We start from the raw sequence: 11845 nt of genomic DNA, 5'->3' as shown, positions 1-11845 counted from the left end.
ACCGCCCGGTGCGGACCCGCATGCCGGGTGGTGTGGGAGGGGATCGGTCAGACTCTCTGACCGCCCCTATCCCGATCCGCCGTTTTCGTCCGTTTTTGCGGGCCGGATCGTATCGTCCGGTCGTGCTATTTCACCCGTCCGCCGCGATTCGATGTCAGAGTATCGTCAGCGGAGCGCGGCATCATCCGCGGTGAGGCCGGCCGTCGCGATTGTTGCGGCGGCGGGCGCGGTGCGCGCGCGGGCCGATCGGACAAAAACGGACGGAGACATCGATGGCAGCAGACCTTGGCAAGGGGGCGCTGATCGCGCCCGAAAACGGACTGTCCTACGTGCGCGGCGCAACCGACGTGCCGCTATCCGAAGCGACGATCAGCCGGTTCCTGCTCGACACGGCGGGGCGCTTTCCCGACCGTCCGGCCGTCGTGTTCCGCGAGCAGCAGGTGCGCTGGACCTGGCGCGAGTTCGCGGACGAAGTCGACGTGCTGGCCGCCGGGCTCGCGGCGCTCGGGATCGTGAAGGGCGACTGCGTCGGCATCTGGTCGCCGAACCGCAGCGAATGGCTGCTTACGCAGTTCGCGACCGCGCGGATCGGCGCCGTGCTCGTCAACATCAATCCGGCCTACCGGCTGTCGGAACTCGAATACGCGCTGAACAAGGTCGGCTGCAAGGCCGTGATCTCGGCCGAGCGCTTCAAGACGTCCGCGTACGTCGAGATGCTGCAGACGATCGCGCCGGAGCTCGCGACCGCGACACCGGGCGACCTGCACGCGGCGCGCGTGCCGAGCCTGCGCACGATCGTGTCGATGGGCGAGGTGGCGCCCGCCGGCATGTTCCGCTTCGCGGACGTGATGGCGCGCGGCCGCCAGGCCGTCGATCCGGCGCTGCTCGATGCGATCGGCGCGACGCTCGCGGCCAACGATCCGATCAATATCCAGTTCACGAGCGGCACGACCGGCAGCCCGAAGGGCGCGACGCTCACGCACCGCAACGTCGTCAACAACGCGCGCTCGATCTCGATGGCGATGCGTTTCACCGAACAGGATTCGCTCTGCATCCCGGTGCCGCTCTATCACTGCTTCGGGATGGTGCTGGCCGTGCTCGCGTGCGTGTCGAAGGGCGCCGCGATGGTGTTCCCCGGCGAAGCGTTCGACCCGGTCGCGACGCTCGCGGCGGTGGCCGAGGAACGGTGCACCGCACTGCACGGCGTGCCGACGATGTTCATCGCGGAGCTCGATCATCCGGAGTTCGCGAAATTCGACCTGTCGACGCTGCGTACCGGGATCATGGCCGGCTCGCCGTGCCCGATCGAGACGATGAAGCGTGTCGTGTCGCAGATGCATCTTTCCGAAATCACGATCGCGTACGGGATGACGGAGACGAGCCCCGTGTCGTTCCAGAGCTCGACCGACGATCCGCTGGAAAAGCGCACGACGACGGTCGGCCGCATCCAGCCGCATCTCGAAGTGAAGATCGTCGATCCGGCCGGCGACATCGTGCCGGTCGGCGCGACGGGCGAGCTGTGCACGAAAGGTTATTCGGTGATGCTCGGCTACTGGGACGACGATGCGAAGACGCGCGAGGTGCTGGTCGACGGCTGGATGCATACGGGCGACCTCGCGACGCTCGACGAGGACGGCTACTGCAACATCGTCGGCCGCCTGAAGGACATGGTGATTCGCGGCGGCGAGAATGTCTATCCGCGCGAGATCGAGGAATTCCTGTTCCGGCATCCGAAGATCCAGAGCGCGCAGGTGTTCGGCGTGCCCGATCCGAAGTACGGCGAGGAGCTGTGCGCGTGGATCGTGCTGCGCGCGGGCGAGCAGATGACCGAGGACGACGTGCGCGCGTTCTGCAACGGGCAGATCGCGCACTACAAGATTCCGCGCTATATCCGCTTCGTCGACGAACTGCCGATGACGGTGACGGGCAAGGTGCAGAAGTTCGTGATGCGCGAGCGGATGATCGAGGAGCTGAAGCTCGACGTGCAGAAGACCGCGTGAAGCAAGACGATACGGGAAAATGCGGAGAAAACATGGCGGCCTGCGGGCCGTCCTGTGCAGGTCGCTACGTTTTCGATGGACGAAAAAAAGCGGGCTTATTAGCCCGCTAAAAACCACACGCTACGGGGTTAGCGCGAGGAGACCAAAGATGAAACCGGATCCGGCGGGGGGCCGGAAACGACTCCAACAGGGATGCCCCTCGGAAGGGCTTCGGTACGTGACCGACTGGCTCGCAGCGCTTCGCGTCCGCTCACACTTGGCACACGAGACCGCATCCGTGTTGAAACCGTTGAGGCCATTGTGGGCGAATTAATGACCCGTCGCGGTAACAAAGTGTTTCAGGTTGTAACGCCCGCCAGATAAGGCTTTCCGGGATTTTTTGCTGTTTTCGGGGTCCTGAAAAAGGTCATTTTTACCCATATTTTCCATCGCGTTTTCAAGGTATGCGCGCGATGCGTTTTTCACGCGTATCGGGCGCGACGAATTGCCGATTTTCACGCGAGAAAGTGCATGGCGCGATCGATACCGCGCATGACGATTCATTCGTCAGAAAGATTTTGAAACGTGATCGGAATGCGCGAAAGTCGGCCGTTCGGCCAATCCCGCGAATGCTGCGCCGACGGCGAGCGCCGCGGCGCGAAGGGAAGATGTAACGGCGGCACGCCGGCGCCGCTCCTGGCGAGAGGTCGGCGCCCGGCGGCCGCGGGGGCGATGCCCGTGACCGGCCGCCGTGGCGCGGGCGCGCCTACTTCAGCCACTTGTCCGAAATCGCCTGATATTCGCCGGTGGACAGCGCAAGATGCAGCCACTGGTCGACGTACTGCTGGAACACGACGTCGCCGCGCGGCACCATGTACGCCTTCTCGCCGAACTGGAACGGCTTGTCCGGATGCACCGAGCAAAGGCCCGGATTCAGTTTTTGCTGCAACAGCGTCTCCGATGCATCCGTCACCATCACGTCGGCCTTGCCCGCGAGGATCTGCTTGAAGATCGTCACGTTGTCCGGATACACGGCGAGGTTCGCATGCGTGAAGAACTGCTTCGCGAAGCGCTCGTTGGTGCCGCCCGGATTCACGATCACGCGCGTCTCGGGCCGGTCGATCTGCGCGACGGTCTGGTACTTGTCGGCATCCGCGCAGCGCACGATCGGCGTCTTGCCGTCGACCACGTACGGCTGCGTGAAGAACACGCGCTTCTGGCGCTCGAGCGTCGTCGACACGCCGCCCGCCGCGATGTCGCACTTCGCGACGAAGTCGTTGGTGAGGTTCGACCAGCTCGTCTTCACGTAGTCGGTCTTCACGCCGAGCGATTTCGCGAGCGATTCCGCCATGTCGATGTCGATGCCCTCGAAGCGGCCGTCCGCGCGGTAGTACGAATACGGCTTGTAGTCGCCCGTCGTGCACACGCGCAGCGCGCCGCGCGCGAGCACGTCGTCGAGCCGCGTGCCGGCGGCCGGTGCAGTCGTGGCGGTGCCGGCCGCGGTCTGCGCGTGCGCGGCGGTGCAGCACAGCAATGCGGCCGCTGCGAGCGTGGCGAATGTCTTCATCGGTCTCCTCCTTGGTTCGGTTCGATATCAGCGTCCGATCATAGCGGAGCCATCGCGCGCGTCATATGGCCGCCATCGCGTCGGCATGCGCAGTCCGATCGCGGCTGTCCGGTAAAATGCCGCTTTGCCTTCGCATCGTCGCTCCTACCGTGGCCCATAACCTGCTCAACGACACCTTCCTGCGTGCGCTTCTGCGCGAGCCGACTGACTACACGCCGATCTGGCTGATGCGCCAGGCCGGCCGCTACCTGCCCGAATACAACGCGACGCGTGCGCGTGCCGGCAGCTTCCTCGGCCTCGCGAAGCATCCCGACTACGCGACTGAAGTGACGCTGCAGCCGCTCGAGCGCTTCCCGCTCGACGCCGCGATCCTGTTCTCGGACATCCTGACGATTCCCGACGCGATGGGGCTCGGCCTCGACTTCCAGGTCGGCGAAGGGCCGAAGTTCGCGCATCCGGTGCGCACCGAGGCCGACGTCGCGAAGCTCGCGGTGCCGGACATCGAGGAGACGCTCGGCTACGTGACGGGTGCCGTGCGCGAGATCCGTCGCGCGCTCACCGACGGCCAGGGCCGTCAGCGCGTGCCGCTGATCGGTTTCTCGGGCAGCCCGTGGACGCTCGCGTGCTACATGGTCGAAGGCGGCGGCTCGGACGATTTCCGCACGGTGAAGTCGATGGCGTATTCGCGCCCCGACCTGATGCACCGGATCCTCGACGTGAACGCGCAGGCGGTGGCCGCGTACCTGAACGCGCAGATCGATGCGGGCGCGCAGGCCGTGATGATCTTCGATACGTGGGGCGGCGCGCTGGCCGACGGCGCGTACCAGCGCTTCTCGCTCGATTACATCCGCCGCGTGGTGTCGCAGCTCGAGCGCGAACACGACGGCGAGCGCGTGCCGGTGATCACGTTCACGAAGGGCGGCGGGCTGTGGCTCGAGGAGATCGCGGCGACCGGCGTCGACGCGGTCGGGCTCGACTGGACGGTCAACCTCGGTGCCGCGCGCGAGCGCGTCGCGGGGCGCGTGGCGCTGCAGGGCAACCTCGACCCGACGATCCTGTTTGCACCGCCGGCCGCGGTGCGCGAACAGGCGCGCGCGGTGCTCGACAGCTACGGCAACCATCCGGGCCACGTGTTCAACCTCGGGCACGGTATTTCGCAATTCACGTCGCCCGATCACGTCGCCGAACTCGTCGACGAAGTGCATACCCACAGCCGCGCGATCCGTAGCGGAGCGGCGGGCTGAATGCAAGCGCCGTCATGCTGCGCCGCGCAATGACGGCGTTTCGTCGTTGAAACTAAACAGGACGCAACCCCGCTCCCGTCGCCGATTCGGTGCTTGTCAAGACTTGACTTATACACATTTTCCACGTTGCACCGCGGTAGAGCCCCGTATCGGTCGATTTGTCTCGCTATTGTTCGGTGATTTGAATAGCAGCCTTATGGAATAAGGCTTCGCGGGGGCCAGCGACAAACGGTGAAAAACAGCGGAAAGCACGGCCCCGCGCGCGTTGCGGCCGTTGAGCGGCGAGTTCTCAACAAAGTTATCCACAGGCTGGGCAGGGTATACGGCGATTCCTAATGCGAATCCAAAACTTAGCGCCGAATCTGAAGTTTTACTTTAAGTTCGCCACCGCGATGCTGGCGCGGGTGCAAGCCGTCCGTCCGCAACGTGTCGCCGCTGCCGGAGCGTGTCGATGAGCGGCGTCTACCTGCGCGTGGCGCTCGACCATCCGCTCGCGACCCTGTTCGACTACCGCTGCGACGCGCAGCCGGCGCCCGCGCCCGGCACGCTCGTGCAGGTGCCGTTCGGCAAGCGGCAGGCCGTGGGGCTCGTCTGCGAAGTCGCCACTCACACCGATGTGCCGCCGTCGCGGCTGCGCGCGGTCGAGGCGGTCTGCGCCGACCTGCCGCCGCTGTCGGCGGACTGGCTCGCGCTCGTGTCGTTCGCGGCCGACTACTATCAGCGCGGGCGCGGCGAAGTCGCGTTGCCGGCGCTGCCGCAGGCGCTGCGCGACGCGGGGCGCTGGGGCCGGCTGCTCGCGCCGGAAGTGCGCTACCGGCCGACCGAAGCCGGCCGCGCGGCGCTGCCCGATGCATTGCCCGCGCGCGGCGCCGCGCTGCGCCGGCTCGCGCAGGCGTTGGTCGATACCGGCTCGCTGGCACTGCCCGACGCGCGCGCGCTGCATCCGAAGGCGGCCGCGACGCTCGACGACTGGGCGGTGCGCGGCTGGGTGGACGTCGAGGAGATCGGCTGGGCCGATGCGCCTGTGGCCAAACCTGTGGATAACCTGTCGACAAGCGGTGGACGGACTGTGCCGCCGGCGTTGACGGACCAGCAGGCCGAGGCGCTCGACGCGCTCCGCGCCGCGCAGGGCTTCGCGCCGTTCCTGCTGCACGGCGTGACGGGCAGCGGCAAGACCGAGGTCTATCTGCATGCGCTCGCGTCGCTGCTCGACGCGCGGCCGGACGCACAGGCGCTCGTGCTCGTGCCCGAAATCAACCTGACGCCGCAGTTCGAGGCCGCGTTTCGCGCACGCTTCGCGGGCGCGCTCGCCGACGACGCGATCGTCACGCTGCACAGCGGGCTCGCCGAAGGCGAGCGGGCGCGCAACTGGCTCGCCGCCCACACGGGCCGCGCGCGGATCGTGCTCGGCACGCGCCTCGCGGTGCTCGCGTCGATGCCGACGCTCGCGCTGATCGTCGTCGACGAGGAGCACGAGCCCGCGTACAAGCAGCAGGAAGGGCTGCGCTATTCGGCGCGCGATCTGGCCGTGTGGCGCGCGAAACAGCTCGGCATCACGGTCGTGCTCGGCTCGGCCACGCCGTCGCTCGAAAGCTGGTGGCAGGCCGAGCAGGGGCGCTACACGCGGCTCACGCTGTCGCGCCGCGCGGTGGCCGACGCGACGCTGCCGACCGTGCGGCTGATCGATCTCGAAGAAGAGCGGCGGCGCGGGCGCGCGTCGATGGGGGGCCTGTCGGGGCCGCTCGTCGCGGCGCTGAAGGCGCGGCTCGAACGCGGCGAACAGAGCCTCGTGTTCCTGAACCGGCGCGGGTACGCGCCGCAGCTCGCGTGCGACGCATGCGGATGGGTGGCCGGCTGCCCGCGCTGCAGCGCGTACGTCGTGCTGCACAAGCCCGAGCACGCGCTGCGCTGCCATCACTGCGGCTGGGAAGCGCGGATTCCGCGGTCGTGCCCGGAGTGCGGGAACGTCGACATCGCGCCCCTCGGGCGCGGCACGCAGCGCATCGAGGAGACGCTCGCCGAGGCCGTGCCGGGCGCGCGGATTCTGCGGATCGACGCGGACAGCACGCGCCGCAAGGGCAGCGCGCAGGCGCTTTTTTCCGACGTGCACGCGGGCGAGGTCGATATCCTGGTCGGCACGCAGATGATCGCGAAGGGGCACGATTTCCAGCGCGTATCGCTCGTCGGCGTGCTCAATGCCGATACCGCGCTGTTCTCGCACGACTTCCGCGCGAGCGAGCGGCTGTTCGCGCAGCTGATGCAGGTGAGCGGTCGCGCGGGGCGCGCCGGGCTGCCGGGCGAGGTGTTGGTGCAGACGCGCTATCCGCGTCACGCGCTGTACCACGCGCTCGGGCGGCAGGACTACGTGGGCTTCGCGAATTCGACGCTCGGCGAGCGTCGGGACGCGCACTTGCCGCCGTTCGTCTACCAGGCACTGCTGCGCGCCGAAGGGCGCACGCTCGACGCGGCACTCGCGTTCCTGCTGCAGGCCGCGGCCGCGTTGCCGGGGCTGCCGGGTGCCGATCGCGTGACCGTGTACGACGCGGTGCCGATGACGATCGTGAAGGTTGCGAACGTCCACCGCGCGCAGTTGCTGCTCGAAAGCGCGTCGCGGGCGGCGCTGCAGCATGCGCTGCGCGCGTGGCAGCCGACGCTGCGCGCGCTGAAGGGCGTGCTGCGGTGGAGCGTCGAGGTCGATCCGCTCGATATCTGAACGGCATCCACGCGGCCGTCGCGCGGGCCGCGGCCGAATGCCGGTAACCCGGGCCGCCGGGCGGCCCCGAATCGTCGTCTCCCGTCGCTTGGCTCGACGCCGGGCCGGCACCGCACCCTGTCACCCCAGTGCAACCCGTTTTCGGCCGCTCTCGCGCAGGCCGACGGTTGCGCACGCCCGTCGAATTTGCCCGATCAGGGAAAACACCGATCCCGAGACCACGGGCAACCCCTAGGTTGCAACTGCATAAGTGTCTGATTATATTGACTAACTTATGGGTGCAACCTATCTCTCGATTTGGTTGCACCTTTTTATTGCGTGCCGTAGGATTTCGCGCATCCTCTTACACCACACAGCCGGGCTCGCACCGGCGCACGAACCCACCATGGCAAGCACGACTCTCGGCGTCAAAGTCGACGATCTTCTCCGCTCGCGCCTCAAGGACGCCGCCGCGCGTCTCGAGCGCACTCCCCACTGGCTGATCAAGCAGGCGATCTTCGCGTATCTCGAGCGGATCGAGCACGGCCAGTTGCCGCCCGAGCTGTCGGGCCACAGCGGGGTGACGGAGCTCGCCGACGGGCAGGCCGCGGACAGCGACGACGACAACTCGCCGCATCCGTTCCTCGAGTTCGCGCAGAACGTGCAGCCGCAATCGGTGCTGCGCGCGGCGATCACGGCCGCGTACCGCCGTCCGGAACCGGAATGCGTGCCGTTCCTGCTCGGCCAGGCGCGTCTGCCCGCGAACCTGCAGGCGGACGTGCAGGCGCTCGCGACGAAGCTGGTCGAGGCGCTGCGCGAGAAGAGCTCGGGCGGCGGCGTCGAAGGGCTGATCCACGAGTTCTCGCTGTCGAGCCAGGAAGGCGTCGCGCTGATGTGCCTCGCCGAAGCGCTGCTGCGCATTCCCGATCGCGCGACGCGCGACGCGCTGATCCGCGACAAGATCAGCAAGGGGGACTGGCGTTCGCACGTCGGCCACGCGCCGTCGCTGTTCGTGAACGCGGCGACCTGGGGGCTGATGATCACCGGCAAGCTCGTGACGACCAACAGCGAAGCGGGCCTGTCGTCGGCGCTCACGCGCCTGATCGGTCGCGGCGGCGAGCCGCTGATCCGCAAGGGCGTCGACATGGCGATGCGTCTGATGGGCGAGCAGTTCGTCACCGGCGAAACGATTTCCGAGGCGCTCGCGAACAGCCGCAAGTACGAAGCGCGCGGCTTCCGCTATTCGTACGACATGCTCGGCGAAGCGGCGACGACCGAAGAGGATGCGCAGCGCTATTACGCATCGTACGAACAGGCGATCCATGCGATCGGCAAGGCGGCCGGCGGCCGCGGCATCTACGAAGGCCCGGGCATCTCGATCAAGCTGTCGGCGCTGCACGCGCGCTACTCGCGCTCGCAGCAGGACCGCACGATGAGCGAGCTGCTGCCGCGCGTGCGCGCGCTCGCGCTGCTCGCGCGCCGCTACGACATCGGCCTGAACATCGACGCGGAAGAGGCCGACCGCCTCGAACTGTCGCTCGACCTGCTCGAGGCGCTCTGCTTCGATCCGGAGCTCGCTGGCTGGAACGGCATCGGCTTCGTCGTGCAGGGCTACCAGAAGCGCTGCCCGTTCGTGATCGACTACCTGATCGACCTCGCGCGCCGCAGCCGTCACCGCCTGATGATCCGCCTCGTGAAGGGCGCGTACTGGGATACCGAAATCAAGCGGGCGCAGGTGGACGGCCTCGAAGGCTATCCGGTCTACACGCGCAAGATCTACACCGACGTGTCGTACCTCGCGTGCGCGAAGAAGCTGCTAGCGGCGCCGGACGCCGTATATCCGCAGTTCGCGACGCACAACGCGTACACGCTGGCCGCGATCTATCACCTGGCCGGCCAGAACTACTACCCGGGCCAGTACGAATTCCAGTGCCTGCACGGGATGGGCGAGCCGCTGTACGAGGAAGTCACGGGCCGCGACAAGCTGAACCGTCCGTGCCGGGTGTACGCACCGGTCGGCACGCACGAGACGCTGCTCGCGTATCTGGTGCGCCGTCTGCTGGAAAACGGCGCGAACACGTCGTTCGTGAACCGCATCGCCGACAAGACGGTATCGGTGAAGGAGCTGGTCGCCGATCCGGTCGACGAGGCATCGAAGGTCGTGCCGCTCGGCGCGCCGCACGCGAAGATCCCGCTGCCGCGCAACCTGTATGGCGACGAGCGTCCCAACTCGATGGGCCTCGACCTGTCGAACGAACACCGTCTCGCGTCGCTGTCGTCCGCGCTGCTCGCGAGCGCGCACCATCCGTGGCGCGCGGCGCCGATGCTCGCCGACGACGCGCTCGCCGACGCACCGGCGCGCGACGTGCGCAACCCGGCCGACCTGCGCGACGTGGTCGGCACGGTCAGCGAAGCGACGGCCGAACACGTGAGCGCGGCGCTCGCGCACGCGGTGGCCGCCGCGCCGATCTGGCAGGCGACGCCGGTCGACGCGCGTGCCGATTGCCTGGTGCGCGCGGCCGATCTGCTCGAAGCGCAGATGCACACGCTGATGGGCCTGATCGTGCGCGAAGCCGGCAAGTCGCTGCCGAACGCGATCGCCGAGATCCGCGAGGCGGTCGACTTCCTGCGCTACTACGCGGCGCAGATCCGCGGCGAATTCTCGAACGACACGCACCGTCCGCTCGGCCCCGTGGTCTGCATCAGCCCGTGGAACTTCCCGCTCGCGATCTTCATGGGCCAGGTAGCCGCGGCGCTCGCCGCCGGCAACACGGTGCTCGCGAAGCCGGCCGAACAGACGCCGCTGATCGCCGCGCAAGCCGTGCGACTGCTGCGCGAGGCCGGGGTGCCGGCCGGTGCGGTGCAGTTGCTGCCGGGCACGGGCGAAACCGTCGGCGCGGCGCTGGTCGCCGATCCGCGCACGCGTGCGGTGATGTTCACGGGATCGACCGAAGTCGCGCGCCTGATCAACAAGACGCTCGCCGCGCGCCTCGATCCGGATGGCAAGCCGATCCCGCTGATCGCCGAAACGGGCGGCCAGAACGCGATGATCGTCGACTCGTCGGCGCTCGCGGAGCAGGTCGTCGCGGACGTGATGCAGTCGTCGTTCGACTCGGCCGGTCAACGGTGTTCGGCGCTGCGCGTTCTGTGTCTGCAGGACGACGTCGCGGACCGCACGCTGACGATGCTCAAGGGCGCGATGCACGAGCTGGCGCTCGGCAACCCCGACCGGCTGTCGACCGACGTCGGCCCGGTGATCGACGCCGAAGCGAAGCAGACGATCGACGCGCACGTCGCGGCGATGAAGGACAAGGGCCACGCGGTTACGCAACTGCCGATGCCCGATGCCTGCGCGCACGGCACGTTCGTGCCGCCGACGCTGATCGAGATCGGCAGCATCGACGAGTTGAAGCGCGAAGTGTTCGGCCCCGTGCTGCACGTGGTGCGCTACCGCCGCAACCAGCTCGACAAGCTGCTCGAGCAGATCCGCGCGACCGGCTACGGGCTCACGCTCGGTATCCACACGCGGATCGACGAGACGATCGCGCACGTGATCTCGAATGCGCACGTGGGCAACATCTACGTGAACCGCAACGTGATCGGCGCGGTGGTCGGCGTGCAGCCGTTCGGCGGCGAGGGGCTGTCGGGCACGGGCCCGAAGGCCGGCGGCGCGCTGTACCTGCAGCGCCTGCTCGCGACGCGTCCGTCGGGCCTGCCGCGTTCGCTCGCGCAGTCGCTGATGGCGGACGGCGCGACCGAAAGCGATGCGCGCGGCAACCCGGCGGCGGCGCTCACGACGCTGCGCGACTGGCTGATCGAGCAGCGCGAGCCGGCGCTGGCCGCGCGTTGCGACGGCTATCTCGCGCAGGTGCCGGCCGGCGCGACCGCCGTGCTGACCGGCCCGACGGGCGAGCGAAACACGTATACACTCGGCCCGCGCGGCACGGTGCTGTGTGTCGCGGCCACGCCGGGCGGCGCGCGTGCGCAGTTCGCGGCGGTGCTGGCGACGGGCAACCGCGCGCTGTTCGCCGGTGCGGCGGGCGAGGCGCTGGTTGCCGCGCTGCCGGCGTCGCTGAAGGCGCACGCGGCCGTGCGCAAGCAGGCCGACGCGCCGTTCGACGCGGTGCTGTTCGAAGGCGACAGCGACGAGCTGCAGACGCTCGTGAAGGACGTCGCGCAGCGGCCGGGCCCGATCGTGTCGGTGCAGGGCGTGTCGGTGGGCGCGTTCGAGAACGGCGACGCGGAGGACTACGCGCTCGAACGGCTCCTGACGGAGCGCTCGGTGAGCGTGAACACGGCCGCGGCGGGCGGCAATGCGAATTTGATGACGATCGGCTGATCATCCTTGCCGTTCGGATCAAAC

The 11845-nt window shown here is 68.1% G+C and carries 5 protein-coding genes; 4 read left to right on the top strand and 1 reads right to left on the bottom strand.

Annotated features, from left to right (window positions below; all coding sequences use genetic code 11):
- The first annotated feature begins 272 nt into the window (after positions 1–272).
- Positions 273–2000 carry an AMP-binding protein gene (locus WT97_RS13300; RefSeq protein ID WP_060353600.1) on the top strand — a complete coding sequence of 576 codons (1728 nt, stop codon included), beginning with the start codon at positions 273–275 and terminating at the stop codon, positions 1998–2000.
- Positions 2001–2745: 745 nt separating this feature from the next.
- On the opposite strand, the gene WT97_RS13295 is transcribed toward WT97_RS13300, so the two are convergent.
- Positions 2746–3546, bottom strand: coding sequence for a transporter substrate-binding domain-containing protein (locus WT97_RS13295; RefSeq protein WP_060353599.1), 801 nt, complete (start codon positions 3544–3546; stop codon positions 2746–2748).
- A gap of 149 nt (positions 3547–3695) precedes the next feature.
- Between WT97_RS13295 and hemE the strand changes: the two genes are divergently transcribed.
- The 3 genes from hemE (at position 3696) to putA (ending at position 11821) form a co-directional block, all read left to right on the top strand.
- Positions 3696–4790 (top strand): uroporphyrinogen decarboxylase, encoded by a 1095-nt coding sequence (gene hemE / locus WT97_RS13290; RefSeq protein WP_306640416.1) that lies wholly within the window; start codon positions 3696–3698, stop codon positions 4788–4790.
- Between the two features lie 451 nt (positions 4791–5241).
- A complete protein-coding gene (locus WT97_RS13285) occupies positions 5242–7503 on the top strand; it encodes a primosomal protein N' (protein WP_060353597.1) in 2262 nt (753 codons plus the stop codon).
- 385 nt (positions 7504–7888) lie between these two features.
- A complete protein-coding gene (gene putA / locus WT97_RS13280) occupies positions 7889–11821 on the top strand; it encodes a trifunctional transcriptional regulator/proline dehydrogenase/L-glutamate gamma-semialdehyde dehydrogenase (RefSeq protein ID WP_060353596.1) in 3933 nt (1310 codons plus the stop codon).
- The last annotated feature ends 24 nt before the right edge of the window (positions 11822–11845 follow it).

This window comes from Burkholderia sp. MSMB1459WGS (assembly GCF_001534535.1).
Lineage (GTDB): Bacteria > Pseudomonadota > Gammaproteobacteria > Burkholderiales > Burkholderiaceae > Burkholderia.
Note: the sequence above shows the minus strand (reverse complement) of the source record. Positions and strands in the feature narration are given on the sequence as shown.